At 69.1% G+C, this 25,902-nt stretch carries 19 protein-coding genes and 1 tRNA gene; 8 read left to right on the top strand and 12 right to left on the bottom strand.

Features of this window, described 5'->3' with window-relative positions; all coding sequences use genetic code 11:
• Positions 1 to 263: 263 nt before the first annotated feature.
• From GGR71_RS05530 to GGR71_RS05510, 5 genes are all read left to right on the top strand, one after another.
• Complete coding sequence (locus GGR71_RS05530; RefSeq protein WP_184451714.1) at positions 264 to 788, top strand: sigma-70 family RNA polymerase sigma factor; 525 nt, start codon at positions 264 to 266, stop codon at positions 786 to 788.
• A gap of 65 nt (positions 789 to 853) precedes the next feature.
• Positions 854 to 1,867: a FecR family protein gene (locus GGR71_RS05525; RefSeq protein WP_160962982.1), complete on the top strand. Its 1,014-nt coding sequence runs from the start codon at positions 854 to 856 to the stop codon at positions 1,865 to 1,867.
• A gap of 283 nt (positions 1,868 to 2,150) precedes the next feature.
• Positions 2,151 to 5,048, top strand: a complete 2,898-nt coding sequence (locus tag GGR71_RS05520; protein ID WP_160962954.1) for a TonB-dependent receptor — start codon at positions 2,151 to 2,153, stop codon at positions 5,046 to 5,048.
• 130 nt (positions 5,049 to 5,178) lie between these two features.
• Positions 5,179 to 6,480, top strand: a complete 1,302-nt coding sequence (locus tag GGR71_RS05515; protein ID WP_237474566.1) for a histidine-type phosphatase — start codon at positions 5,179 to 5,181, stop codon at positions 6,478 to 6,480.
• Between the two features lie 110 nt (positions 6,481 to 6,590).
• Positions 6,591 to 7,895 (top strand): jacalin-like lectin, encoded by a 1,305-nt coding sequence (locus GGR71_RS05510; RefSeq protein ID WP_160962956.1) that lies wholly within the window; start codon positions 6,591 to 6,593, stop codon positions 7,893 to 7,895.
• 296 nt (positions 7,896 to 8,191) lie between these two features.
• Here GGR71_RS05510 and radA read toward each other — a convergent pair whose 3' ends face one another.
• The 3 genes from radA to GGR71_RS05495 form a co-directional block, all read right to left on the bottom strand.
• Positions 8,192 to 9,577 (bottom strand): DNA repair protein RadA, encoded by a 1,386-nt coding sequence (radA, locus tag GGR71_RS05505; protein ID WP_160962958.1) that lies wholly within the window; start codon positions 9,575 to 9,577, stop codon positions 8,192 to 8,194.
• 310 nt (positions 9,578 to 9,887) lie between these two features.
• On the bottom strand, positions 9,888 to 11,777 hold the full coding sequence (locus GGR71_RS05500) for a M61 family metallopeptidase (protein ID WP_456362589.1): 1,890 nt from the start codon (positions 11,775 to 11,777) through the stop codon (positions 9,888 to 9,890).
• A 148-nt stretch (positions 11,778 to 11,925) separates the two neighbouring features.
• On the bottom strand, positions 11,926 to 12,528 hold the full coding sequence (locus tag GGR71_RS05495) for an ATP-dependent Clp protease proteolytic subunit (protein ID WP_160962960.1): 603 nt from the start codon (positions 12,526 to 12,528) through the stop codon (positions 11,926 to 11,928).
• A 55-nt stretch (positions 12,529 to 12,583) separates the two neighbouring features.
• On the opposite strand from GGR71_RS05495, the gene GGR71_RS05490 reads away from it, so the two are divergent.
• Positions 12,584 to 13,399, top strand: a complete 816-nt coding sequence (locus tag GGR71_RS05490; protein ID WP_343160851.1) for an RNA polymerase sigma factor — start codon at positions 12,584 to 12,586, stop codon at positions 13,397 to 13,399.
• A gap of 93 nt (positions 13,400 to 13,492) precedes the next feature.
• Here the strand turns inward: GGR71_RS05490 and cyoD are convergent, their stop codons facing one another.
• The 5 genes from cyoD to GGR71_RS05465 form a co-directional block, all read right to left on the bottom strand.
• Positions 13,493 to 13,834 carry a cytochrome o ubiquinol oxidase subunit IV gene (cyoD, locus tag GGR71_RS05485; RefSeq protein WP_160962964.1) on the bottom strand — a complete coding sequence of 114 codons (342 nt, stop codon included), beginning with the start codon at positions 13,832 to 13,834 and terminating at the stop codon, positions 13,493 to 13,495.
• Positions 13,834 to 14,460, bottom strand: a complete 627-nt coding sequence (cyoC, locus tag GGR71_RS05480; RefSeq protein WP_160962966.1) for a cytochrome o ubiquinol oxidase subunit III — start codon at positions 14,458 to 14,460, stop codon at positions 13,834 to 13,836. Before cyoC ends, cyoD begins: the two co-directional genes overlap by 1 nt.
• 3 nt (positions 14,461 to 14,463) lie before the next feature.
• A complete protein-coding gene (gene cyoB / locus GGR71_RS05475) occupies positions 14,464 to 16,464 on the bottom strand; it encodes a cytochrome o ubiquinol oxidase subunit I (RefSeq protein ID WP_160962968.1) in 2,001 nt (666 codons plus the stop codon).
• On the bottom strand, positions 16,464 to 17,405 hold the full coding sequence (cyoA, locus tag GGR71_RS05470; protein WP_160962970.1) for a ubiquinol oxidase subunit II: 942 nt from the start codon (positions 17,403 to 17,405) through the stop codon (positions 16,464 to 16,466). The genes cyoB and cyoA overlap by 1 nt, the downstream gene beginning before the upstream one ends.
• A 314-nt stretch (positions 17,406 to 17,719) precedes the next feature.
• Positions 17,720 to 17,795: transfer RNA gene (locus tag GGR71_RS05465), tRNA-Thr, on the bottom strand.
• Positions 17,796 to 17,914: 119 nt separating this feature from the next.
• Here GGR71_RS05465 and GGR71_RS05460 point away from each other — a divergent pair.
• Both GGR71_RS05460 and GGR71_RS05455 read left to right on the top strand, forming a co-directional pair.
• Complete coding sequence (locus GGR71_RS05460) at positions 17,915 to 18,871, top strand: hypothetical protein (RefSeq protein WP_160962972.1); 957 nt, start codon at positions 17,915 to 17,917, stop codon at positions 18,869 to 18,871.
• On the top strand, positions 18,868 to 19,584 hold the full coding sequence (locus GGR71_RS05455; protein ID WP_160962974.1) for a hypothetical protein: 717 nt from the start codon (positions 18,868 to 18,870) through the stop codon (positions 19,582 to 19,584). The genes GGR71_RS05460 and GGR71_RS05455 overlap by 4 nt, the downstream gene beginning before the upstream one ends.
• Before the next feature lie 370 nt (positions 19,585 to 19,954).
• On the opposite strand, the gene ispH is transcribed toward GGR71_RS05455, so the two are convergent.
• The 4 genes from ispH to GGR71_RS05435 form a co-directional block, all read right to left on the bottom strand.
• Positions 19,955 to 20,905, bottom strand: coding sequence for a 4-hydroxy-3-methylbut-2-enyl diphosphate reductase (ispH, locus tag GGR71_RS05450; RefSeq protein WP_048491459.1), 951 nt, complete (start codon positions 20,903 to 20,905; stop codon positions 19,955 to 19,957).
• Positions 20,906 to 20,961: 56 nt separating this feature from the next.
• Positions 20,962 to 21,465 carry a signal peptidase II gene (gene lspA / locus GGR71_RS05445; protein WP_048491460.1) on the bottom strand — a complete coding sequence of 168 codons (504 nt, stop codon included), beginning with the start codon at positions 21,463 to 21,465 and terminating at the stop codon, positions 20,962 to 20,964.
• 109 nt (positions 21,466 to 21,574) lie between these two features.
• Positions 21,575 to 24,424, bottom strand: coding sequence for an isoleucine--tRNA ligase (ileS, locus tag GGR71_RS05440; RefSeq protein ID WP_160962976.1), 2,850 nt, complete (start codon positions 24,422 to 24,424; stop codon positions 21,575 to 21,577).
• Positions 24,425 to 24,430: 6 nt separating this feature from the next.
• Positions 24,431 to 25,429: a bifunctional riboflavin kinase/FAD synthetase gene (locus GGR71_RS05435; RefSeq protein WP_160962978.1), complete on the bottom strand. Its 999-nt coding sequence runs from the start codon at positions 25,427 to 25,429 to the stop codon at positions 24,431 to 24,433.
• Positions 25,430 to 25,902 lie beyond the last annotated feature (473 nt).

Raw genomic sequence — 25,902 nt, 5'->3', positions numbered from 1 at the left:
CGCCACCGGCAACGCCTCGTCGCGGCTGAAGCCGCTCCTACAGAAGCTTGCGGCGAGCCCGCCGTGTGCACTGTGGGAGGGACTTCAGTCCCGACGCATTACGCCCCGGGAACGCACACCGCTTCGCGCGTCGCGACTGCATGACGGTCGACTCCCACAGGAAGTGGCGAACACCGCCTTGCTCCCGCGCACCGCCCCCACGTCACCGAACCGTCATCTGCAGCTTCTAGCCTGCGCCGCACCCCAGGGACAAGGCAGGCTCGGTGGCGGCTCACCCCAAACGCGCATGGGCGCGCATGTTCGCGGAACACGGCCCGGTGCTGCGCGGCTTCTTCGTGCGCCGCGGCGCACGCGAAGACGCCGAGGACATGGTGCAGGAGACCTATCTGCGGCTGTTGCGCGCGCATCGGCAGCAGGGCGAGGCCATCGCCAATCCCGAAGCCTATCTGTACACCGTCGCGCAGAACCTGGCGCGCGAACAGGCCGCGCGGCGCCGCCAGGCGCCGCTGCGCATCGACGAGATGGAGCAGTTCTCGCAATTGCTGGCGGCGGGAGACGACGTGGAAGACAGCACACATCAGCGGCAGCGCCAGCAGCACCTGCAGGCCCTGCTCGCCGACCTGCCCTCGCGCACTCGCGCGGTGCTGGTGATGCAGTACCGCGATGGGCTGAGCTACAAGCAGATCGCCGAACGCATGGGCGTATCGCCGCACATGGTCAAGAAGCACGTGGTGCGCGGGCTGTCGGCCTGCCGACGCGCGCTGGCCGACAGCGGAGAACGCTGGTGAACGACAGCACCTTCTCGTCGCGCAGCGCCATCGCCGATGCCGCGCACTGGCATGCGGTGCAGCGCATGCAGCCGCTGGACGCGAAACAGGAACAGCAGTTGCTCGATTGGCTGACCGCCTCGCCGCAGCATCTGCGCGAGTATCTGGCGATGCAGCGCGTGGCCGGCGACCTCGGCGAGGCGCTGCGCGGCATGGACCTGGACGTGGACGCCTTGCTCGCCAGCGACGACACCGCCGATGGCGCGGCGAGCGGCAACGTGATCGCCCTACCCTTGCCGCGGCGCGCGCCAGCGACAGCGACGGTGGCGGCAGCACCAACGCGCGCCGCGCGCACCAATGCGGCGCCACGCTGGCGCCTGGCCGCAGCCGCCGCGGTGTGCGCGGTCGCGGTGCTGGTCGGCTGGAACTGGCCGACCAGCCAGACCTACACCACCGCGCTCGGCGAACAGCGCAGCGTGCAACTGGCCGACGGCAGCACGGTGCGGCTCAACGCGCAGACCCAGGTGCGCGCCACGCTGACGCCGTGGAGCCGGAAACTGCAATTGCTGCAGGGCCAGGCCAGCTTCTTGGTCGCCGCCGACCGGCGCCCGCTGCAGGTGCAGGCCGGCGGCCTGCGCGTGGAGGACATTGGCACCACCTTCGACATCGCCCTGCATCCGGACCAGGCACGCATCGAAGTCTCCGCCGGCCGCGTGCACGTGTGGCGTCAGGACCAGCCGCGGCAGCCGATGCTCGCCGATCTCGGCGCCGGCCAGAGCGCGCGCATCGACACCGCCGACGGCCGGGTCGAACTGGGCAACGAGGATGTCGCGGCGATGCATGCGTGGTGGCAACGCCGCATCGTGTTCCGCGACGAGCCGTTGGCCAACGTCGCCGAGGACTTCAACCGGCTCAATCGCACCCGCCTGCTGATCGACGACGCCGACGCCGGTGCGATGCGACTGACCGGCAACCTGCGTGGCGACGACGTCGCCGCCCTGCACGCATTCCTCGATGCGCAGCCGACGCTGCAGGTGCACACCGGTGCCGACGGCATCCACGTGCGCAGCCGCATACCCACGCAGGCACGCCTGCAGTAACGCGACAGGTGCGTCGTGCGCAATGCGCGACGCTTGTATCACGCACGCATCGTCCAGAACGAGCGGCCGGCGCGCAGTCGCGCGTCATCAGCGCGTCACACGCATCGTGCACGCGCGCAGTCGCGCGTACGCGACGCCAGCCCTCACGCACGTGTCACAGAAAATTCATCGAAAAGCGGTGCCCGATCGTCGCCGTCGCGCCTCGTAGTCCGGGGACAGCGCAGGCAATCGCCCGATAGCGATGCCGCGCGCACCACCACTCCCGCTCTCACAGGACCCGACGATGCGCCGTACCCTGTTCCTTTCCATCGCCCTCGCCCTGCATGCCGGCGTCGCCGGCGCGCAACCCGCGCCCGTCGCGGTCGATGCGATTCCCGCGCAGCCACTGGCGCGCGCGCTCAATGCGCTGTCGCGGCAGACCGGCCTGCAGTTCGTCTATGCCGCCGGCAGCACTGGCAACCCGCAGGCGCATGGCAGCCGCGCTGGCGCCGCGCCGGAACAGGCGCTGCAGCAACTGCTCGACGGCACCGGCCTGCGCTACCGCTTCCTCACCCCGACCACGGTGACGATCGAGGCAGTGAGCGCACCGGCGGAAACAGCGACCACTGCACCGGCGGCGATGACGGCCGCACCGACGCCGGCACCGGTGACGCCGGCGGACACGCCGGTCAAGCAACTGGACAGCATCCAGGTGCTCGGCAGCTACGCCGGCAGCCTCAGCGCCGCGCTGCGCGAGAAGCGCTACGCCGACAGCGTGGTCGACGTGATCGCCGCCGAGGACATTGGCAAGCTGCCGGCGCAGAACGTGGCCGAAGCGCTGCAGCGCGTGCCCGGCGTGTCGATCGTGCGCGACCGTGGCGAAGGCGTATACGTGCGCGTGCGCGGCCTCGGCCCCAACTTCCAGGTGACCACGCTCAACGGCCAGACCATGGCGGTCAACGAGAACGTGCGCACCTCCGGCCAGACCGGCCGCCAGTTCCGCTACGACACCCTGCCGGCGGAGCTGGTCGCCGGCCTGGAGGTGATCAAGAGCCCTACCGCCGACCTGGACGAAGGCGCGATCGGCGGCATCGTCGACGTGCGCACGTTCCGCCCGCTGGAACTGGGTAAAACGCTCACCAACGTGTCGCTGGAGTCGAGCCAGGCGCAGCGCACCCACGCCAACGATCCGCGCGTGTCCGGCCTGTTCAACTGGGTCAACGCCGAGGGCACCTTCGGCGTGCTGCTCTCCGGCGCCTACGCGCAGCGCAGCCTGCGCCAGGACCGGGTCAACGAAGTGAGCTGGGACTACTACCGCGACGGCGTGCCGGGCGTGCCCGGTGCCCACTACGTGCCCACCGGCCTGCGCCCGACGCTGGAACTGGAGCAACGCGAACGCACCGGCATCGCCGCCTCGCTGCAGTGGAAACCGAGCGCGGCCTGGGAGACCAACCTGGACCTGCTGTACGCCAAGCAGACCGTGCACTACGACGAATACAGCCTGGGCGTGGGCTTCGACAGCCTGGCCAAGCTCAGCAACCTGCGCGTGGCGTACGACGGTATCGCCGGCTTCGACTACCGCAACGGCCAGGTGCAGATCTCGCGCGAGACCTCCGGCATCACCGACGACAACCGCAGCGCGCGCCTGTCCAGCACCTGGAGCGGCGATGCGTGGACGCTGGGCGCTGTGGCGTTCCACTCGCAGGCGCACAGCTACGACTCCGATCCGATCCGGCGCACGCGCCTGCGCAGCGGCACCAACCTGTCCATGCGCGTGGACATGCCGCAGGCCGATGGCGACGACGTGCCCGACTGGCGCTTCACCAACGGCTTCGATCCGACCAATCCGGCCAGCGTGGCCGGGCGCCGCCTGGAGTGGCGCGAGATCGACGCGCGCGACAAGGAGGACGCACTGCAGTTCGACGCCAAGCGCACGCTCGGCGAAGGCTTCTTCCGCGACCTCAAGGTCGGCGCCAAGTACCGGCAGCGCTCGCGCACCTACGATCGCGCCGACCTGCTGCTGACCAGCATCGCCGGCGTGCGCTTCCCGGCCGGCAACTTCACCGCGCTGCCGGTGGACGACATGCTCGCCGACGCCAACGGCACCCTGCCGCGGCAGTGGCTGGCGCCGGTCGAATCGACCTTCTTCGGCACCTGGCCGACCGCCGCGGACCTGGTCAACACGCCGAACAGCGCCGACCTGCAGAACTCCTACGAGGTGAAGGAGAAGATCGGCTCGGCCTATGCGATGGCCGACTTCGGCAGCGAACTGGCCGGACGGGAACTGCGCGGCAACCTCGGCGTGCGCCTGGTGCGCACCGAGCAGACCACCGACGGCCACGCCGACGTCAACGGCAGTGCGCAACCGGTGCACTTCGCGCGCAGCTACAGCAACGCCTTGCCCTCGTTCAACGCCGCCTGGGACGTGCGCGACGACATGGTGCTGCGCAGCTCCGCGGCCAAGGTGATCACCCGTCCCGACCTCACCGACCTGTCGTCCAAGCTCACCTTCAATTCCAGCGGCGAGATCCTCACCGCCAGCGGCGGCAACCCGTCGCTGCGTCCGTTCGAGGCCTGGCAGTACGACCTGACCTTCGAGTGGTACATCGACGGCACCTCGGCACTGACCGGCGGCGTGTTCTACAAGGACATCTCGCGCTTCATCCAGACCCAGATGTCGAACCTGCAGTACCAGGGCCAGACCTACCTGCTCTCGTCCAAGACCAACGGCAGCCAGGCCAGCGTCAAGGGCGTGGAAGTGGCCTACCAGCAGGTCTTCGCCGGCCTGCCGACGCCGCTGGACGGGTTGGGCATGCAGCTCAACTACACCTGGACCGACAGCAAGGCCACCTACCGCGACGGCAGCCGCACCTTCACCGACAGCCTCGAAGGCGTGGCCAAGAACACCTACAACGCCGTGTTGTTCTACGAGAAGGGGCCGCTGATGGCGCGGGTCAGCTACGGCTGGAGCGACGACATCGTCAACGCGGTCGGCACCGCCAACGTCGCCACGCTCAACAGCGACAAATTCGGCAGCCTCGACGCGAACGTGGCCTGGAAGGTCAACGACACCCTGTCGGTGTTCGTCAACGCGATCAATCTCACCGGCGCCGTGCAACGCCAGTACGTCGGCGACCGCCTGTTCGGCGGCTACACCGACTACGGCCGTACCTGGTCGGTGGGCCTGCGCGCACGTTTCTGATCCGCCGCGCTGCCGCCCACGCGCGGCAGCCAGCCGGCGACCGCGGCCTGCTTGGCCGCGGTCCCGAGCCACCGCACCGTGCGCCGCGCACCGCCGCGCGCGGCGCACCGCCTCTGCCTGGAGCTTGCCGATGCCATCGCTGTCGCGCCTCGCCACTCTCGTCCTGTTCGCCTTCGCATCGCTGGCCTGCACCGCGGCACGCGCGCAACCGGCCACGACGGAGACCCTGGAAAAAGTCCTCATCCTCAAGCGCCACGGCGTGCGTGCGGCGATGTCCAGCGCGGAGCAACTGGAGCGCTATTCGGCGCGCCCGTGGCCGCGCTTCGCGGTACCCGCCGGATCCCTCACCGCGAATGGCGCGGCGCTGGAACGGCTGTTCGGCGCCTACTATCGCGCCCACTACGCACCGCTGGGGCTGTTCGCCGGCGACGGCTGCACGGCCGCGTACTATTGGGCCAACCGCACCCAGCGCACCCTCGCCTCGGCGCAGGCGTTGGCCAGCACGCTCACGCCGGGCTGCGCCAACCCGGTGCACAGCGTCGCCGACGGCGCCTCCGATCCGCTGTTCGACGGTGTACCCGCCCTGCGCGATCCCGTCGCGGTGGCGCAGATGCGCGCGGCCATCGCCGGCCGCATCGGCGGCGATGCGCAGGCCTGGAACGCGGCCCAGGCCGATGCCATCGACAGCCTGCAGCAACTGCTGTTGCAGTGCGCGCAACGGCCCTGCCCGGCCGACGCCGGCAGCGGCAAACAACGCCTGGATGCGGTGCCGGCACGGCTGGGCGACGCCGACGATGCGATCCCCGGCATCGAAGGCCCGGCCGCGGCCGCCTCCGGCCTCAGCGAAAGCCTGCTGATGGCCTGGGCCGACGGCCAGGACTTCGCCGCACTGGGCTGGCAAGGTGTGGATGAAGCCAGCCTGCTGCGCGCCTTCGCCCCGCACCAGGCCGAGTTCGCGCTGCGCCTGCGCGCGCCGGCGGTGGCGCGCATGGCCGCCTCGCCGCTGGCGGCACGGCTGCTGGCGACGCTGCTGGACGGCAGCGGCCAGGCCACGCACGCCGCGCCGATCGGCGGCGCGGCGCGGCTGGTGGTGCTGTCCGGCCACGACGGCACCCTGACCCTGCTGGCCGGCATGCTCGACCTGCACTGGCAGTTGCCCGGCTACCAGCCCGACCAGACCGTGCCGGGTGGCGCGCTGGTATTCGAGCGCTGGCGCCGCGCCGACGGCGAACGGGTGATCCGCCTGCGCTACACCGCGCAGAGCCTGGCGCAACTGCGCGAACGCCGCGCGCTGACCGTGCAGGCGCCACCGCTGGCGTCGGCGGTGTTCATTCCGCAGTGCAGCCGCGCCGATGCCGCGTACGACTGCCCGCTGCCGGCCTTCGCCGCCGCGGTGGAGGCCGCGCTCGATCCGCAGTTCCTCACCCCATGACGCCACGTGCGCCGGCCCCGGCCGGTCGCGCGGCGGCATCGGTGCTTTCCGGCACCGCTCCCTGGCGCTCGCGCCATCCGCTGTTCCTCCCAACCCGCAAGAGGCGATTCATGATCCAGCATCTACGCACCCTCGTGAGCTACGGCATCGGATTGAGCCTGGCCTGCGCCGGCGTGGTCCACGCGCAATCGGACGTCGGCGTGCTCGACGTGCTCACCTACAACGTCGCCGGCCTGCCGCAGGGCATCTCCAGCAGCAACCCGGCCGCCAACACCGCCCAGATCGCACCGAAGCTGGCGCCGTACGGCCTGATCAACGTGCAGGAAGATTTCAACTACCACGCCACGCTGTACGCGGGCGACAAACACCCCTACCGCACGCCCACCAGCGGCGGCGCGGCGATCGGCGACGGCCTCAACACGCTGAGCAACTACCGCTTCGACGACTTCACCCGCGTCAAGTGGGACAAGTGCAACGGCACCGACTGCCTCACCCCCAAGGGCTTCAGCTACATGCGCGTGCGCTTGGACGACGGCGTGCTGCTGGACGTGTACAACGCCCATCCCAACGCCGGCACCGAGAGCGGCGACCTGGCCGCGCGGCGCGCCAACATCAGCCAGCTCTCGCAGTTCATCCAGACCTGGTCGGCCGGCAACGCGGTGCTGGTGATGATGGACTCCAACACCCGCTACACCCGCGCCGACGACAACATCCGCACGCTGATCGCCGCCAATGGCCTGACCGATGCGTGGGTGGAACTGGTCAAGGGCAGCGCACCGGCGGCCGGTGCCGCGCCGCTGCTGTGCGGCACGCCGCCGACCAACGACTGCGAGGTGGTGGACAAGATCCTGTACCGCGACGCGCCGCAACTGACCCTGGTCGCCAACCGCTACAAGCTCGACGACGGCAACTTCTACGACAGCGCCGGCAAGCCGCTGTCCGACCACTACCCGCTGGCCGCGCAGTTCGGCTGGGCGGTCGGCACCACCGTGCGCACCAGCGACCAGTTCGGCGGCCCGCACGGCACCCCGTTCAACGACATTGCCAAGGGCGCGGAGCAACGCACCATCGCCAGCGTGACCCTGCGTGGCGCCTCACGCCTGGACGGCATCGCGCTGGGCCTGGACAACGGCAGCACCCTGGCCCACGGCGGCAGCGGCGGTGACGCAGTCACGCTGCGCCTGGGCAGCAACGAGCGGCTGACCTCGGCCACGCTGAGCGTGGGCCAGTACAACGGCCACACCCGGCTGTTCTCGCTGAGCCTGCGCACCAACCAGGGCCGCAGCCTCAGCGCCGGCACGCCGACCGCAGAGACCTACACGCTCACCGCGCCCAGCGGCTGGCACATTGCCGGCTTCACCGGCCGCGACGGCGACGAGATCGACAAGCTCGGCGCGATCTACCGCAAGGATTGACGGAACCACGGCGCCATCGCGCCCTCGGCAATGCAACGGCAACGGCGCGCGTGGCGACGCGCGCCGTTCGCCTTCGAAGATGATGCGCCGGCTGCGATCCGTGGCCCGTCGCGCGCATCGACGTGCAACGAGCGGATGCAGCGTGGCTGACGGTGCGGATAGAAAATCTCCACACCAGGCCGCGCGATGCGGCGGGCGAGTCTACGTGAGCAGCACTAACGCACACGCCACCACGCCGCGATTCGAAGCAACACAGCACACGCGGACGGCGAGACGCTGCCCGCCGACACCGCGGTCTATTCGCTCGCCGCTTCCAAGGCCTGCGCCAGCCGCTCCACCGCGATCACTTCCATGCCCTTGACCGTGCCGGTCTTGGGCGCATTGGCCTTGGGCACGATGGCGCGCTTGAAGCCGTGCGTGGCGGCTTCGCGCAACCGGTCCTCGCCGTTGGGCACCGGTCGGATCTCGCCGGACAGGCCGACTTCGCCGAAGGCGATGGTCTTCTCCGCCAGCGGCCGGTCGCGCAGCGACGACAACACCGCCAGCAGCACCGGCAGGTCGGCCGCGGTCTCCTGCACGCGGATGCCGCCGACCACGTTGACGAACACGTCCTGGTCGCCGACCACGATGCCGCCATGGCGGTGCAGCACCGCCAGCAGCATCGCCAACCGGTTCTGCTCCAGGCCCACCGCCACGCGCCGCGGATTGGACAGCGGCGAGGCATCGACCAGCGCCTGCACTTCCACCATCAACGGCCGCGTACCCTCGCGGGTGACCATCACGCAGCTGCCGGGCTGGTGCGCGCTGCCGCCGGAGAGGAAGATCGCCGACGGGTTGGAGACTTCCTTCAGCCCCTTCTCGCCCATCGCGAACACGCCCAGTTCGTTGACCGCGCCGAAGCGGTTCTTGAACGCGCGCAGCAGGCGGAAGCGGCTGCCGCTTTCGCCCTCGAAATACAGCACCGCATCGACCATGTGCTCGAGCACGCGCGGGCCGGCGATACCGCCCTCCTTGGTGACGTGGCCGACCAGGAACACCGCCGTGCCAGTCTCCTTGGCATAGCGCACCAGCCGCGCCGCGCTCTCGCGCACCTGGCTCACCGAGCCGGGCGCGGCGGTCAGCGCCTCGGTCCACAGGGTCTGCACCGAGTCGGCGACGATCAGCTTGGGCCGCGCCGCGCTGGCGTGCTGCAGGATGTGCTCGATGCCGGTCTCGGCCAGCGCGTTGAGGCCGTCCAGCGGCAGGTCCAGGCGCACCGCGCGCCCGGCGACCTGGCCCAGCGATTCCTCGCCGGTCACGTACAGCACCGGCAGGGTGCCGGCCATCTTCGCCAGCGCCTGCAGCAGCAGGGTCGACTTGCCGATGCCCGGATCGCCACCGATCAGCACCACCGCGCCCTCGACCAGACCACCGCCGAGCACCCGGTCGAACTCGCCGATGCCGGTGGACACGCGCGCCTGGTCGCGATGCTCGACGTCCTTGAGCGCGGTGATCTTCGGCGTCTCGGCCTTGCCGGCCCAGCCGCTGCGCCGCGCCGCGGCCGGCGCCTTGGCCGTGGCCGCGCTCTCCAGCACGATCTCGCTCAGCGTGTTCCAGGCACCGCACTCGGCGCACTGGCCCTGCCACTTGGTGTATTCGGCGCCGCACTCGCCGCAGACATAGGCCGTTTTCGCTTTCGCCATCTGCTTCTGGTCCGCTCAGACAATGCATCAGCATAGTGGCTGGCGGTCTCAAGGTCCGCGACGGCGGTGCGCCGCGATCGTCCGGCGGCCTCGGCGGGCCGGCAAACCACGCATTTCCGTAGGAGCGGCTTCAGCCGCGAACGGGCGTTACCGGTCATGCCCCGTCGCGGCTGAAGCCGCTCCTACGACAGACGCACCGCACGCTTCCTCACGCCGCGGCGGCGATCGATCACTCGCCGCACAGCGCGACGTGGACGTTGCGCGCCCCGCCACCCGGCGTGACGACGCCGGGCGGGTGGCGTTCGCTACCTCAACGCGCCTTGTACAACTCGCTCAGGCGATCCGGCGTGCCGGCGATGCGCTCAAGGTGCGGATACTGCAGGCCGCCGTAGTAGGCGATGCGCAAGGTGTCGTAGCGGTCGCCGCGCTTGACCAGCAGTTCGATCGGCGTGCTGCCGCCCTTGGCCGCGGTGATCGCATCCTTGAGCGCCTCGGCGCTGTACTCACGACCGCCGACCGCGACCACGCGGTTGCCGGCGATGAGGCCGGCGTTGAACGTCGGGCTGTCCCACAGCACGGCCTGCACCCGGCCCTGCTCGTCCAGGCTCAGGCCCAGCGAGTAGCTCAGGTCCAGGCTCTTGCTGCGCGACTCGGAGGTCTTGCTGGCCACGTTCGGCTGATCGGTATAGACCAGCTTCCAGCCGCTGGCCTCGATGCCGCCGACCAGCGAACCGTGGTCGTCGAGGCGGCTGCGCAGCAGGCTCGCCCAGTCGTACTTGGCGATCCCATCGAGCGTGGCGACGATGTCGTCGAAGGTGTAGGGGTTCACGTCCCAGGCGCCGTCGTGCATGCCGAAGAACGCCTTGGCGAAGTCGTCCAGCGAGCGCTTGCCGCCGCTGAGCTCGCGCAGCTTGGCGTTGACCTCCAGCCACAGCATCTGCCCGCCGGAATAGTAGTCCTCGCTCAACTGGTAGCTGCGGTAGGCACGCGGCCGGCGCATCGACATGGTCGGATCGTTGGTGGTGTCCTGCAGTGCGCGCCAGGCCAGGCCAGGCCGCCCTCGCTGGTAGACCGCGGCGACGTTGGCGAGCATGTCGCGGGCCTGGTCCTGCGTCCACAGCCCCGCGCGCGCGGCGATCACCTCGCCCCAGAACTGGGTCTGGCCCTCGTACAGCCACAGCAGGCTGTCGCCCATCGGCACGTTGAAATTGGGCGTGGCCAGGTCGGCGCCGCGCCGGTACTTGCCGTTCCAGGAGTGGTTGAACTCGTGCGCGAGCAGGTCGCGCATCTCCCAGCTCTGGTCCCAGTCGGTGAAGTAGTCGAGCGGACCGCTGTTCTCGCTGGAGCGGTGGTGCTCCAGGCCGATGCCGCCGAGCTTGTCGGTCAGCGCCAGCAGGAACTCGTAGTGGTCGAAGTGGCGGGCGCCGTACAGTTTGTCCATCTGCTGCACCAGGGCCACGTGCGCCTGCACCTGCGCGGGCTTGGCCTCCAGCGACTTGGGCTTGTCGGCGAACACGTTCAGCGCCACCGGCGCGGTGGCCTTGGCGTCCAGCACGATGCGCTTGTAGTACTTGCCGGCGAACATCGGCGAGTCGACCAGGTCGTCGAAATCGATCGGCTTGAACGTCACCGTATCGCCGGTCCGCGTGGCGGTCTCCAGCGCGGTGGCGTAGCTCCAGCCGGCCGGCAGGGTCACGCTGGCCTGCGCCTTGATGTTGCGCGCGTACACACCCGCCGGATACAGCGCGGTGGTGTTCCACTGCAGGTTGAGCATCTCCGGGGTCATCATCACCCGGCCCTGGCCGTCGCCCTGCGAGGACAGGAACTGGTACTCGGCGACGATCTCGCTGACGCCGGCGGGCACGTCGATCTTGAACGCATAGACGTCGTACTGGTCGCGCGTCCACGGCAGCACCTTGCCGTTGGCCTTGATCACCAGCCCGGCGATCTTGTCGATCGGACCGGTCGGCGAATGGTTGCCGGGGATCCACTGCGGATACAGCAGGGTCATCGGTCCCGGCCTGGCCGGGATGGTGCTGCGCACGCGGAAGATGCGATGCGCCAGGTCGGTGGCGTCGACGTCGATCTTCAACGTACCGGCGAACGGCACGTCGCGCGGCGGTGCGGTCTGCGCCGTGGCCTGGAACGCGACAGTGGCGGCCAGCAGCAACGGCGCCATCCAGGCGGTGGACTTTCTCATGGGGTCTCCAGGGGGCGAACGACAGCGGACAGGCAAACCCCCATGCTATGCCTGCGCCACCGCCGCGTGCCATGCCATAGGTCATGCCCGCGGCGATTGCGGCGCACGATGGCAGCCACACAGCGGCAGCCGGAGCGTGCTCGCGCGCTCAGCGCCCGGCCAGTTGGCTGCGCCGCTCGACGATGCGCGCCACCAGGCCGTAGTCCATCGCCTCCTGCGCCGACATCCAGCAGTCGCGCTCGATGTCGGCCTCAACGCGCTCCAGCGGCTGGCCGGTCTCGCGGGCGATGACCCGCGCGATGCGGGCGCGCGCCTTGAGGATCTCGCTGGCCTGGATGGCGATGTCGCTGGCCGGGCCGCCGGCGCCGCCGCTGGGCTGATGGATCAGGAACCGGGTCTGCGGCAGGCACACCCGGCGCTCGCGCGGCACACCCAGGAACACGTGCGTCGCCGCGCTGCCGACCCAGCCCGACCCGATCATGTCGACCGGTGCGGAAATGAAGCGCAGCGCATCGTGGATGGCGTCGCCGGATTCGAGATGGCCGCCCGGCGAGGACACGATCATCGCGATCGGCGCATCGGATTCGGCATCCAGCACCAACAGCTGGCGCACCGCCTGGTAGGCGCTGGCGTCGGTGATGGTGCCGAACAGCAACAACGTGCGTGCGCGGAATGCCCTCTCCTCGAGGAAGGCGGCGGACGGCGATTGCGCGGCGGGCGCGGCAGGGGAGGTCTCGTCGGAACGCAGCATCGGCCTGTCTCCATGTATGGTGGGTTTCCCTCCCAACGAACGACGGGGCCGCGACGTGACATTCCCGACCGACGCGCAGGCGGCGAGCAGCGACGACGCGCTGCGCCGCCAGTTGCTGGCCCTGGCACACCGCTGGCTCGGCCAGGGCGAGGACGCCGAGGACCTGGTACAGGAGGCCTATCTGCGCGCCGTGCGGAGACCGCTGCCGGCCAGCGGCCGCGACGCCTGGCTGACCACCGTGCTGCGCCATCTGTGCATCGACCGCCTGCGCCGCCGCGGCCGCCACCGGGTCCTGCTGGAGCGCATCGCACAGGAACACGCGCTGTCCGTCACCGACAATCCGGACGGACCGGTGCGCCACGCCCTCCACAGCGCGGACGTGGCGCAGGCTGTGGCGACGCTGGTGCGCACGCTGCCGGCCGGCGACGTGGCGATGCTGCTGCTCGCCGAGGCCTTCGACTTCAGCCATGCCGACCTGGCGGCGTTGTCGGCGCGCAGCGAAAGCGCCTCGCGCCAACACCTGCGGCGCCTGTTGCAGCGCGCGCGTGCGGCGATGGAGGACGCCCCCGCGCCGGCGACTGCCGATCCGCACGACGACGATGCCTGCCTGCTGGCGCTATGCCGCCATGCCTTGCGACACGGCGATCCGGCCGGGCTGGTCGCCACCTTGCGCGTGGCGCGGCCGCAGACCCTGCTGGCCAGCGCCTTCCCGGTGTCGGCCTCGGCGTACGTTGGCGCGCCCAGCCCCGCGCCGGTCTACGCCCAGCCACTCCAGCAACACGGCCAACTGGGCCTGCTGATCCGTAACGGCGACGGTGTGCTGACCTGGCTGCCGTTGTGCGAACTCGCCGAGGCGCACTGCCTGGCGTGATCGCGGGCATTGCCAGCGCTACCGGCTCGCCGCAAACGCAACGGGCCGCCAGTCGCCTGGCGGCCCGTTGCGTTGCGCGGCAGGAACGCCCGCTCAGTGCATCATGTTGACGTTGAGGTTGTGCATCACCCACAGCGAGCCGACCACCACGATGCCGATGATCAGCAGCGAGAACAGGCCCACGTGCACGTTGGAGCGCTGTTCGGCCGAACGGTCCATGTGCAGGAAGTAGATCAGGTGCACCAGCATCTGCACCGCGGCCAGCACCGCGATGACGATGACGGTGACGCCGCGCGGGAACGCCCCGCTCATCACCATGCCGAACGGGATCACGGTCAGGATCACCGCCAGCACGAAGCCGACCAGGTAGGACTTCAGGCCGCCGCCATGGCCGTGCTCGGCGTGCGCATCGGAGGAAGGATGGTGGTTGGCCATTACAGCGCTCCCAGCAGGTAGACGATGGTGAACACGCCGATCCAGATCACGTCCAGGAAGTGCCAGAACAGGCTCAGGCACGCCAGGCGGGTCATGTTGCGCGGGGTCAGGCCGTTCCTGGCGATCTGGATCACCAGCACGGTCATCCACAGCAGGCCCGAGGCCACGTGCAGACCGTGGGTGCCGACCAGGGTGAAGAAGGCCGACAGGAACGCGCTGCGGCCGGGACCGGCGCCCTCTTCGATCAGGTGATGGAACTCGTAGATTTCCATGCCCAGGAAGCCCAGGCCCAGCGCCGCGGTGACCGCCAGCCAGCCGTACAGGCCGCCCATGCTGCGCTTGTTCGCCGAGATCATCGCCAGGCCGAAGCCCAGGCTGCTGAACAGCAGCAGGAAGGTTTCCACCAGCACGAACTTCAGGTCGAACAGTTCCTTGGCGGTCGGGCCGTCCACCGTCGCGCCGGCCAGCACCGCGTAGGTGGCGAACAGGCCGGCGAAGATGAGGCAGTCGCTCATCAGGTAGACCCAGAACCCGAAGACGGTGTTGCCGCCCGCGTCATGGTGTTCGTGGTCGTGGTCGTGGCCGCCCGCGTGGGCGGCGTGGGGATCGAGCGTCGTGGAAGCCATGGTTCAGACCGCCTTTGCGGCGTTGGCCGCGTGTTGCTGTTCCAGCAGGGCGAAACGCGCGTTCTCGATGCGTTCCACTTCCTCCGCCGGGACCCAGTAATCGATGTCGTCATCGAAGGTGCGCGCGATGAAGCTGCCGATCATGCCGACCAGGCCGATCACCGCCATCCACCAGATGTGCCAGGTCAGACCGAAGCCCATGACGATGCTGAAGGCGCCGATCCAGAAACCCGCCGCCGTGTTGCGCGGCATGTGGATCGGTTCGTACTTGGCCGGACGCGGCCAACCCTTGCCCTTGAGCTTGTCTTCCCAGAACTGGTCGCGGTCGTCGATGTGCGGCAGCACCGCGAAGTTGTAGAACGGCGGCGGCGAGGAGGTCGCCCACTCCAGAGTCCGGCCGTCCCACGGGTCGCCGGTCAGGTCCAGGTTGTCCTTGCGCTTCCAGATGCTGTAGCCGATCTGCACCAGGTTCAGGAAGATGCCGGTACCGATGATCGCCGCACCCGCGGCGGCCACCATCAGCCACGGCGCCCACTCCGGGTGGTTGTAGCTGTTCATGCGCCGGGTCATGCCCATGAAGCCGAGCACGTACAGCGGCATGAAGGCGACGAAGAAGCCGATGATCCAGCACCAGAACGAGGCCTTGCCCAGCGTCTCGTTGAGCTTGAAGCCGAACGCCTTCGGGAACCAGTAGGTCAGGCCGGCCAGGTAGCCGAACACCACGCCGCCGATGATCACGTTATGGAAGTGCGCGATCAGGAACAGGCTGTTGTGCAGCACGAAGTCCACCGCCGGGATCGCCAGCATCACGCCGGTCATGCCGCCGATGACGAAGGTGATGATGAAGCCGATGGTCCACAGCACCGGCGCGGTCATGTGCACGCGGCCGCGGAACATGGTGAACAGCCAGTTGAAGATCTTCACGCCGGTGGGGATCGAGATGATCATCGTCGTGATGCCGAAGAAGGCATTGACGTTGGCGCCCGAGCCCATGGTGAAGAAGTGGTGCAGCCACACGATGAACGACAGCACGCCGATGCACGAGGTCGCGTACACCATCGAGGTGTAGCCGAACAGGCGCTTGCGGCTGAAGGTGGCGATCAGCTCGGAGAAGATGCCGAACGCCGGCAGGATCAGGATGTAGACCTCCGGGTGGCCCCAGATCCAGATCAGGTTGACGTACATCATGGCGTTGCCGCCACCGTCATTGGTGAAGAAGTGCGTGCCCAGGTAGCGGTCCGCACCCAGCAGCGCCAGCGCCACGGTCAGGATCGGGAACGCGGCGATGATCAGGATGTTGGTGATCAGCGCGGTCCAGGTGAAGATCGGCATGCGCATCAGGGTCATGCCCGGCGCACGCATGCGCATGATCGTCACGAAGAAGTTGATGCCGGTGAGCAATGTGCCCAGGCCTGATATCTGCAACGCCCAGATGTAGTAGTCGACACCGACGCCTGGACTGTATTCCAGCCCGGACAGCGGCGGGTAGGCCAGCCAGCCGGTCTGCGCGAACTCGCCCACGCCCAGCGAGATGTTGACCAGCGCCGCGCCGGCCACGAACAGCCAGAAGCTCAGCGAGTTCAGGAACGGGAACGCCACGTCGCGCGCGCCGATCTGCAGCGGCACGATCAGGTTCAACAGGCCGGTCATGAACGGCATGGCCATGAAGAAGATCATGATCACGCCGTGCGCGGTGAAGATCTGATCGTAGTGGTGCGGCGGGAAGATGCCCTCGTTGCCGCCGTGCGCGATCGCCTGCTGGGTGCGCATCATCGCCGCGTCGGCGAAGCCGCGCAGCAGCATGACCAGCGCCACCACGATGTACATGACGCCGATGCGCTTGTGGTCGACCGAGGTGAACCACTCCTTCCAGAGGTAGCCCCACAGCTTGTACTTGGTGACCGCGGCCACCACCAGCAGGCCGAGCAGTCCGGCGCCGCCGAGGGCCGCCATGATGATCGGCTCGTGGTACGGAACCGCCTCGAGCGTGAGTTTGCCTAGCATCACTTGTCTCCAGAAGTGCACATGGCGACCGGCTCAGCAGCCGATGCCGGATGAGCGTCGTGGCCTTCCATCTTGTGGCCCTTGCCCATCATGTATTTGTCGATCAACGACTTGAACAGACCGTCCTGCACCGAGGCGTAGTACGTCACCGGGTAGGCGGCCTTGTCGTTGCGGTTGGCCGCCAGCACCTGGAACTCGGCCTGGTCCAGGCTCTTCTGCGACGCCTTGACCTTGGCCACCCACGCGTCGAAGCCGGCGCGGTCGGTGGCATGCGCGGCGAAGCCCATCTTCGAGAAGCCGTGGCCGCTGTAGTTCGCCGACAGGCCGAACATCTCGCCCGGCTCGTTGGCGATCAGGTGCAGCTTGGTCTCCATGCCGGCCATCGCGTAGATCTGCGTGCCCAGGTGCGGGATGAAGAACGAGTTCATCACCGTGTCGGAGGTGATCTTGAAGTTCAGCGGCGTGTCGACCGGGAACGCGATCTCGTTGACCGTGGCGATGCCCTGCTCCGGATAGATGAACATCCACTTCCAGTCCAGCGCCACCGCCTCGATGGTGATCGGCTTGACGTCCGAATCCAGCGGCTTGTACGGATCCAGCGCATGCGAGGAGCGCCAGGTCAGCACCGCCAGGACCAGGATGATCATGCACGGAATCGACCACACCACCACCTCGATCGCGGTGGAGTGCGACCAGTTCGGCTCGTAGCGGGCCTTGGTGTTGGAAGCGCGGTAGCGCCAGGCGAAGGCCAGGGTCATCACGATGACCGGGATCACCACCAGCAGCATCAGCACCACCGAGGTGATCAGCAGCGTCTTCTCGTCGTGACCGATCTGACCCTTGGGGTTGAGGATGGCCGCGTCGCAGCCGGCCAGCAACAGCACAGGCAGGAGCGACAGACCGGAGCGCAGCGAGCGCCGGAGTTGTTTCAACGGAATCATCGAACGATCCAATTGCGTAGGGGATGCGAACCGCGCGGGAGCTGGAGCGGGGGCCGTGGAGAGGGCTGTCCCGCGTCCGCCGCGGCATCCGGGCCGGCATGCGCGATCAACGACGCATTTTATGCTGCCGTGCCGCAACTCCGGAAGTCATTGACAAGCCCGGGCGGGCGCCAGGCCGCGTTTTTATGTGCGACACATTGCCGCACCCGGCTGCGACACGACGTCGCAGGCCGCCGCACGCACGGACCTGCGTCGCAGAAACGGCCATCGCAGAAACCAGGAAGGCAGCCTCGCGGCTGCCTTCTGGGTGCAACTGGTGCCGGAAACAGGAGTCGAACCTGCGACCTACGCATTACGAATGCGCCGCTCTACCGACTGAGCTATTCCGGCGGAACTGGCAATTCTAGGCGTCGGCCCGGGCCGGGGTCAATCGCTGCCCGGGCCTTCGCGCGAGCGCCGCAATCGATGGGTTACCCTCCCGCCCCCGCCGTACGCATCCCCCGCTCATCGTGAAGTTGTTCGCTTGGTTCTGGCTCGCGTTTCTGCTGTTTTTCGCCATCCCCTTCCCCTGCATCCTCTATTTCGCCAGCGACTGGCCACGCGTGCTGGCCCAGCCCAGTTCGCCCGGGTGGGCGCTGACCCTGCTGGCGCTGTCGTTGGGCCTGTGGCTGCACCTGCTCTACGCCTACCTGGACACGCTGCTGCTGATGCCCGGGCGCGCACTGCAACGCGTGCGCAACCTCCTCGCCCACGGCGTGCGCCGCGAGGCGCTGATCGAACGCGCTGCCCCGACCGGGGTCGAAGTGAAAGGATGGCCTCAGCTGTCGCTGACCCTGGCCTTCGACAACCTGTCCGGCACGCCCATCCGCGACACGCTGGTGATCGTGGACCGCAAGCCGGCGCAACGCCGTTTCGAGAGCGGGCGCAGCGTGCCGCTGCGGCTGAGCACGACGCCGGGCGCCACCCCGAACCTGGTGCTGGAGGACGCCGAGCCGGCCCTGGACCGCGCCAGCCTGTGGCGACGCGCGGCCGGCGCGGTGCTGCTGGTGGCCCTGGTTGGCGCGGCCTACGTCGTGGCCTGGCGCCTGCAGAACCGCGGGCTGGGCTGGACCTTTCTGTCCTTCAACCACCCGCTGCTGATGAGTGCGCTGGTGCTCAACGGCTACGTGCTGGCGCTGCGCGTGATCCTGCGCGTGATCCGCCGCAACGCCACCGACGAGACCCTGAAGTACCGCGGCCTGCGCGCGCGTGCACGGGTGCTAGACGTGCGCCAGACCGGCACCACCCTCAACGAGCAGCCGCAGGTGGAGTTCCGCGTGGCGTTCGAGGACGCGTCGGGCAACAAGCACGAGGCGACGATGCGAAAGTTCGTGTCGCTGATCGACGTCGGGCAACTGCCGCGCGACACGGTGTCGGTGCTGTACGACCCGCAACACCCCACCCGCGCCGACCTGGAGCTGCCATGAAAACACCGCCTACCCCAGTGGTCTTCGCCGGCGTGGTGCTGCTGCTCGGCGGCCTCGCCTTCGCCGGCGGCGCCTGGGACACCATCCGCGCCACCCTGCAGGCGGGACCGCGCCTGCAGGCGACGGACCCGGCAGCGGCCCTGCGGGCCCCCTCCAAGCCGCAGTCGCTGGCGGCGTCCCCGGCCGCCCCTGCTGCCGACACCGACGCGGAGCCGACGCCGGCACCACGAGGCAACCTGCTGTTCGACCCCGAGCGGCTGCGCGCGGCGCGGCAGGCGCTGGCGGACCTGCCCGCCCTGCAGGGCCACGACCTGCGCGTGTTCCATGCCGTGCATTTCTACGACAACCGCATCGGACTCGAGCTGCTGGACCCCGCACAGCCGGACCACGTGGACGAATACAGCTTCCACGACGAGGGCTGGCACAAGGACGCGCCGGTCAATCCGCGCATGTTCGGGCCGTTCCTCAAGCCGGCCACCGACACCGCCGCTCTGCAGGACATCGATTTCGAGGGCGCTTACCGGGTGGCCACGGCCCTGAAGGAACAGGGCGAGGCGCTGCAGGCCGAACCGAAAAAAGTGGATCACGTGTACGTGCTGATCGGCCGGCACGGGCGCCTGCGCTGGATGCCGGACGGCGTGCAAGGCGATCGCGTCACCGTGGGCATCGACTTCGATGCGCAGGGACGGCCGCGCCGCATGCAGCGCCACTGAATCACGGCATCGGCGGCGCGGCCGAGCGCTGGACGCAAGATGTGCGATTCCGGCATCGCCGCAAGGACGCCTTGGGCTCACGTGCAGGAGCGGCTTGACGCACCTCTAATCCGCTATCGCCGCACATCGCGCTGCCCGTAGGAGCGGCTTCAGCCGCGACGGGCGTTACCGAGAATGCCCCGTCGCGGCTGAAGCCGCTCCTACAGGACGATCTGCATCAGGCTTGATCGTGGCGAAAGCGAATCGTTGCGGTGCCCGTCAGCCTCGACCGGCTTGCCGGGAAGGCGGGAGCAGTTCCTAGATCGCGACGAAAGCTCCAGCAACTCCATTGCAGGAACACCCGATCAGACGCGCCTGTCAGACACGCCTGTTAGTCGACCAGGCGCAGCCGCAGTTCCTTGGGCAGGGCGAACACCATCGATTCCGGCTCGCCCGCCAGTTCGGACACGCCGTCAGCGCCGAGTTCGCGCAGCCGCGCGATCACCCCGTCCACCAGCACCTGCGGCGCCGAGGCACCGGCGGTCAGGCCGACGCGGCGCTTGCCGGCGATCCACGCCGGATCGATCTCGTCGGCGCCGTCGATCAGGTAGGACTCCACGCCGTCGCGCCGCGCCAGCTCGCTGAGCCGGTTGGAATTGGAGCTGTTCGGCGAGCCGACCACCAGCACCAGGTCGCACTCCTTGGCCAGGTCGCGCACCGCGTCCTGACGGTTCTGGGTGGCGTAGCAGATGTCGTCGTTCTTCGGCCCCTGCATCGCCGGGTAGCGCGCGCGCAGCGCCTCGATGATGCCGCGGGTATCGTCCACCGACAGCGTGGTCTGGGTGGTGTAGGCCAGGTTCTCCGGCTGCTTCACGTCCAGCGTGGCGACCTGTTCGATGTCCTCGACCAGGTAGATGCGGCCGGTGCCGCACTCGCGGTCCCACTGCCCCATCGTGCCTTCCACCTCGGGATGGCCGGCGTGGCCGATCAGCACAACGTCGCGGCCGGCGCGGCAGTGCCGGGCGACCTCGAAATGCACCTTGGTCACCAGCGGGCAGGTCGCGTCGAACACCTTCAAGCCGCGCCGCTCGGCTTCCTGGCGCACCGCCTGGGCCACGCCGTGGGCACTGAAGATCACCGTGTTGCCGTCGGGCACCTCGTCCAGTTCCTCGACGAAGATCGCGCCGCGCTGCTTGAGGTCGTCGACCACGAAGCGGTTGTGCACCACCTCGTGGCGCACGTAGATCGGCGCGCCCAGGGTTTCGATGGCCCGCTTGACGATCTCGATCGCGCGATCGACGCCGGCGCAGAAGCCGCGGGGGTTGGCGAGCAGGACATCCATAACTAGATCCGCCGGCCGCGGGGGGCCAGGCGCTTCGACAGGGAGAGTGGCACCGATTATCCCGCTTTTCGCTTCGCCTTGCCGTCGAACACGCCAAACAGGGCAATGCCGATGGCACCGGCGACGATCGCCGAGTCGGCGATGTTGAACGAGGGCCAGTAGTGCTCGCCCACGTACCACTGGATGAAATCGACCACGTGGCCATGCATCAGCCGGTCGATCACGTTGCCGATCGCCCCGCCGATCACCAGCGCGTACGGCAGCGCGCTGCGCCACTCGCCGCGCGGCGTGCGCGCCAGCCACCAGGCCAGCAGGCCGCTGATGCCCACCGCCAGCGCGGTGAAGAACCACAGCTGCCAGCCGCCGGCCTGGCTCAGGAAACTGAACGCCGCACCGGTGTTGTAGGTCCGGTACCAGTTCCAGAAGCCGGGAATCACCGGCACCGCGGTGAACTCGGGCAGGCTGGACAGCACCCAGGCCTTGCTCCACTGGTCCAGGCCGATCACCACGGCCGACAGCAGCAGCCAGATCAGGGCGGAGGGGTTGGGTCGTGCGGTCATGCGGGAAGTCCGCCTTGGGCGAAGGATGAAAGAAGGGACGGCCGGCGCCGCAGCCACGGCGCCGCCGCTGACCCCGGCGACGCGCAGACCGCGCTGCCGGGGACGAAACTCAGAACCAGTGGCGCTCCTCGCCCGGCCCTTCGATGTTGCTGACGCAGCGGCCGCACAGTTCCGGGTGTGCCGGGTCGGCGCCGACGTCGGCGCGGTAGTGCCAACAACGCACGCACTTGGGCTTCTCGGTGGCCTGGGCGCTGACGAAGATCTCGTCGGTGCTGGCCTCGCGCACCACCACGTCGCCGCTGATGAACAGGAAGCGCAGTTCCTCCTGCAGCGGCTGCAGCTTCGCCGCGGTGGCGGCGTCGGCGGCGACGGTGATCTCCGCCTCCAGCGCCGCGCCGATCACGCCGTTGCCGCGCATCGGCTCCAGCACCTTGGCCACCTGCTCGCGCAGCGCCAGCAACTGCTCGAAGTCGGCCGCGCTCAGCGCCGCGTCGTCCGGCAGCGGCGCCAGGCCTTCGTACCAGGTCGCGAACAGCACGTTGCCCAGGTGCGCGCCCGGCAGGTAGCCCCACAGCTCGTCGGCGGTGAAGCTCAGGATCGGCGCGATCCAGCGCACGAAGGCCTCGGCCACATGGAACATCGCGGTCTGCGCCGAACGCCGGCCGAGCGAGTCCTCGGCCATCGTGTACAGCCGGTCCTTGGTCACGTCCAGGTACAGCGAGCCCAGGTCCACGCTGCAGAAGTTCAGCAGCGCCTGCACGATGGCGGCGAAGTCGTAGCGCGCGTAGGCGGCCTTGATCTGCTCCTGCACCTCGTAGGCGCGGTGCACGATCCAGCGGTCCAGCGCCACCAGCTCCGGCAACGGCCGCAGGTGCACGGCCGGGTTGAAGCCGTGCAGGTTGCCGAGCAGGAAGCGTGCGGTGTTGCGCAGGCGCCGGTAGGCATCGGCATTGCGCTTGAGGATCTCCTGCGACAGCGACATCTCGTTGCTGTAGTCGGCCGAGGCGATCCACAGGCGCAGGATGTCCGCGCCCAGCGTCTTCATGATGTCCTGCGGCTCGATGCCGTTGCCCAGCGACTTGGACATCTTGCGGCCGTGCTCGTCCACGGTGAAGCCGTGGGTCAGGCACTGCCGGTACGGCGCGGCGTGGTCCAGCGCCACGCCGGTCAGCAGCGAGGACTGGAACCAGCCGCGGTGCTGGTCGGACCCTTCCAGGTACAGGTCGGCCGGCTTGGGCAGGCCGCGCTCGGTCAGCACCGCCTCGTGGGTGACGCCGGAATCGAACCAGACATCGAGGATGTCGGTGATCTTGTCGTAGTCGGCGGTCTCCTCGCCGAGCAGGTCGGCGGCGTCGAGCGTGTACCACACGTCCACCCCGCCCTCCTCGACCCGGTCGGCGACCTGGCGCATCAGTTCGGTGCTGCGCGGGTGCGGCTCGCCGGTCTCGCGGTGCACGAACAGCGCGATCGGCACGCCCCAGGTGCGCTGGCGCGAGATCGTCCAGTCCGGGCGCCCGGCGACCATGCCGGCGATGCGCGCCTGGCCCCAGGCCGGGTACCAGTGCACGCCCTCGATCGCCTTGAGCGCGTCGGCGCGCAGGTTGGCCTGCTCCATCGAGATGAACCACTGCGGCGTGGCGCGGAACGCGATCGGGGTCTTGTGCCGCCAGCAATGCGGGTAGCTGTGGACCATGCTCGCGCGCGCCAGCAGCAGCCCGCGCGCGGCCAGCAGGTCGGCGATGACGTCGTTGGCCTTCCAGATGTGCAGCCCGGCCAGTTCGGTGCCATCGACCGCGGGGGTCGACGGCAGGTACACGCCACGCGCATCCACCGGGTTGATCTGCGCGGCGCCGTAGCGCTCCAGCAGCCCGTACGGCTTGACCGCCGCGTAGTCCTCCTGACCGTGACCGGGCGCGGTGTGCACCGCGCCGGTGCCGTCGGTGTCGGAGACGTGGTCGCCGAGGATCACCGGCACGTCGCGCTCGGCATAAGCATTCCCCTTTAGAGCAAAGGGATGCACCAGCACCTGGTGTTCCAGCGCCGCGCCGGCGACGCGGCCGTGCACCACCACCTCATCGACGCCGTAGCGCTGCAGCGCGCGCTCGGCCAGCGCGTCGGCCAGCACCAGCCAGCGGCGGCGGCCGTCGCGGGCCGGGCCTTCGACCAGCGCATAGACCAGCTCCGGCCCCAGCGACACCGCCAGCGAGGCCGGCAGCGTCCACGGCGTGGTGGTCCAGATCGGCACGGCCACTTCGGCGCCTTCCGGCAGGGTCGCGCCGAACGCGGCGGCCAGCGCCGCGCCGTCGCGGGCCGTGTAGGCCACGTCCACCGTCGGCGACTGCTTGTCGGCGTACTCGATCTCGGCCTCGGCCAACGCCGAGCCGCAGTCGAAGCACCAGTGCACCGGCTTGACGCCGCGGGTCAGGTGGCCGTTCTCGACGATCCTGGCCAGCGCGCGGATCTCGTTGGCCTCGAAATGGAAGTCCAGCGTGCGGTACGGGTTGTCCCAGTCGCCGATCACGCCCAAGCGCTTGAAGTCGCGGCGCTGGATGTCGATCTGTTCGTTGGCGTATTCGCGGCACTTCTGCCGGAACTGCACCGCGTCCAGCTTGACCCCGACCTTGCCGAACTTCTTCTCGATCGCGATCTCGATCGGCAGGCCATGGCAGTCCCAGCCCGGGATGTACGGCGCATCGAAGCCGGACAGGTACTTGGACTTGACGATGATGTCTTTGAGGATTTTGTTGACCGCATGCCCCAGGTGGATCGCGCCGTTGGCATACGGCGGGCCGTCGTGCAGCACGAACAGCGGCCGGCCCTGGGCGTTGTCGCGCAGCTTCGTGTACAGGCCCTCGTTCTCCCAGCGCGCCAGGATGTCCGGCTCGCGCTTGGGCAGGTCGCCGCGCATCGGGAACTCGGTCGCCGGCAGGTGGAGGGTGGCTTTGTAGTCCTGGGTCACGGGCAGTTACCGGTCGGTGGTCTTCAGGGGGAGGTCCGCGCGCGGGGCGGCGGACACGGGCGGCAGGCCCGTGGCGGCTGGCGCGGCGAGCAGTTGCCGCGCCAGCGCGGCGTCGCGGTGCATCTGCGCGGTCAGCGCCGGCAGATCGGCAAAGGTTTCCTCGTCGCGCAGCTTGGCGACGAACTCCACCTCGATGTGGCGACCGTACAGATCGCCCTGGAAATCGAACAGATGCGCCTCCAGCAGCGGCTCCACGCCCTGCACGGTCGGGCGGGTGCCGAAGCTGGACACCGACGGCCACGGCTGCGCCGCCACCCCGTGCACCCAGGTGGAATAGATGCCGGACAGCGCCGGGGTGCGGGCGAAGCGCAGGTTGGCGGTGGGATAGCCGAGCGTGCGCCCGAGCTGCTTGCCGCGCACCACGCGGCCGCCGATCGCGTACGGGCGGCCGAGCAGTTCCGCCGCATGGGCGAACTCCCCGGCCACCAGCAGCTCGCGGATGCGGGTGCTGGAGATGCGTTCCTCGCGCAGGTGCACCGGCGCGATCTCGTCGGCGGCGAAGCCGTACTGGCCGCCCAGTGCGCGCAGCAACGCGATGTCGCCGCCGCGCTTGTGGCCGAAGCGGAACGCCGGGCCGATCCAGACTTCGCGCGCGCGAAGGCGCTCGACCAGCACGCGCTGCACGAAGTCCTCCGCGCTCATCGACGCCATGCGCCGATCGAAGCGCAGCAGGCCGACGCTGTCGATGCCGAGCCGGTGCAGGCCCTGCACCTTGGCCCGGGCCAGGGTCAGCCGCGGCGGCGGCGCGGCCGGGGCGAAGAACTCCCGCGGCAGCGGCTCGAAGCTCAGCGCCACCGCCGGCACGTCCGCGACGCGCGCACGCGCGATCGCCTGCCGCACCAGCGCGCGGTGGCCCAGGTGCAGGCCATCGAAGGCGCCGATGCAGACCACGCTTCCCTGCGGGAACAGGGTCCCGCCCTCGACGTCTCTAAACAGCCTGCTCATTCCTCGGTCCGAAGCGCCGGCGCAGGAGGCGCCGGTCGGTGATGCGTAACCGTCGAGTATAGCGGGTGGGGCCACAGCCCGGGACCCGGGACCCGGGACCCGGGACCCGGGACCCGGGACCCGGGACGGCAGCATCGGCGTCCGAAGCCAAATCGCTGCCAAGCGATCCGGCAAAAAAAACAGAGTGGTCGTTTTTTGTGGGAGGGGCTTCAGCCCCGACGGGCCTTCCCGGGGAAAGCCCGTCGGGACTGAAGTCCCTCCCACAGTGCAATGGCAACCGCCGCGCACCCGCGGGACATCCCGGGCCCCAAGTCCCGGCACCTCTTGCTCTCGCCCGGAGCCAAACCGCTGCCAAGCGATCCGGCAAAAAACAGAGGGGTCGTTTTTTGTGGGAGGGGCTTCAGCCCCGACGGGCCTTCCCGGGGAAAGCCCGTCGGGACTGAAGTCCCTCCCACAGTGCAATGGCAACCGCC

This window comes from Xanthomonas sp. F1, from assembly GCF_014199855.1.
Note: the sequence above shows the minus strand (reverse complement) of the source record. Positions and strands in the feature narration are given on the sequence as shown.

What these genes read in the sequence shown, in the direction of transcription:
- GGR71_RS05525 (WP_160962982.1), top strand. Translation starts at nt 854, where the DNA reads ATGCAGCCGCTGGACGCGAAACAGGAACAGCAGTTGCTCGATTGGCTG.
- GGR71_RS05520 (WP_160962954.1), top strand. Translation starts at nt 2,151, where the DNA reads ATGCGCCGTACCCTGTTCCTTTCCATCGCCCTCGCCCTGCATGCCGGC.
- GGR71_RS05515 (WP_237474566.1), top strand. Translation starts at nt 5,179, where the DNA reads ATGCCATCGCTGTCGCGCCTCGCCACTCTCGTCCTGTTCGCCTTCGCA.
- GGR71_RS05510 (WP_160962956.1), top strand. Translation starts at nt 6,591, where the DNA reads ATGATCCAGCATCTACGCACCCTCGTGAGCTACGGCATCGGATTGAGC.
- radA (WP_160962958.1), bottom strand. Translation starts at nt 9,577, where the DNA reads ATGGCGAAAGCGAAAACGGCCTATGTCTGCGGCGAGTGCGGCGCCGAA.
- GGR71_RS05500 (WP_456362589.1), bottom strand. Translation starts at nt 11,777, where the DNA reads ATGAGAAAGTCCACCGCCTGGATGGCGCCGTTGCTGCTGGCCGCCACT.
- GGR71_RS05495 (WP_160962960.1), bottom strand. Translation starts at nt 12,528, where the DNA reads ATGCTGCGTTCCGACGAGACCTCCCCTGCCGCGCCCGCCGCGCAATCG.
- cyoD (WP_160962964.1), bottom strand. Translation starts at nt 13,834, where the DNA reads ATGGCCAACCACCATCCTTCCTCCGATGCGCACGCCGAGCACGGCCAT.
- cyoC (WP_160962966.1), bottom strand. Translation starts at nt 14,460, where the DNA reads ATGGCTTCCACGACGCTCGATCCCCACGCCGCCCACGCGGGCGGCCAC.
- cyoB (WP_160962968.1), bottom strand. Translation starts at nt 16,464, where the DNA reads ATGCTAGGCAAACTCACGCTCGAGGCGGTTCCGTACCACGAGCCGATC.
- cyoA (WP_160962970.1), bottom strand. Translation starts at nt 17,405, where the DNA reads ATGATTCCGTTGAAACAACTCCGGCGCTCGCTGCGCTCCGGTCTGTCG.
- GGR71_RS05455 (WP_160962974.1), top strand. Translation starts at nt 18,868, where the DNA reads ATGAAAACACCGCCTACCCCAGTGGTCTTCGCCGGCGTGGTGCTGCTG.
- ispH (WP_048491459.1), bottom strand. Translation starts at nt 20,905, where the DNA reads ATGGATGTCCTGCTCGCCAACCCCCGCGGCTTCTGCGCCGGCGTCGAT.
- lspA (WP_048491460.1), bottom strand. Translation starts at nt 21,465, where the DNA reads ATGACCGCACGACCCAACCCCTCCGCCCTGATCTGGCTGCTGCTGTCG.
- GGR71_RS05435 (WP_160962978.1), bottom strand. Translation starts at nt 25,429, where the DNA reads ATGAGCAGGCTGTTTAGAGACGTCGAGGGCGGGACCCTGTTCCCGCAG.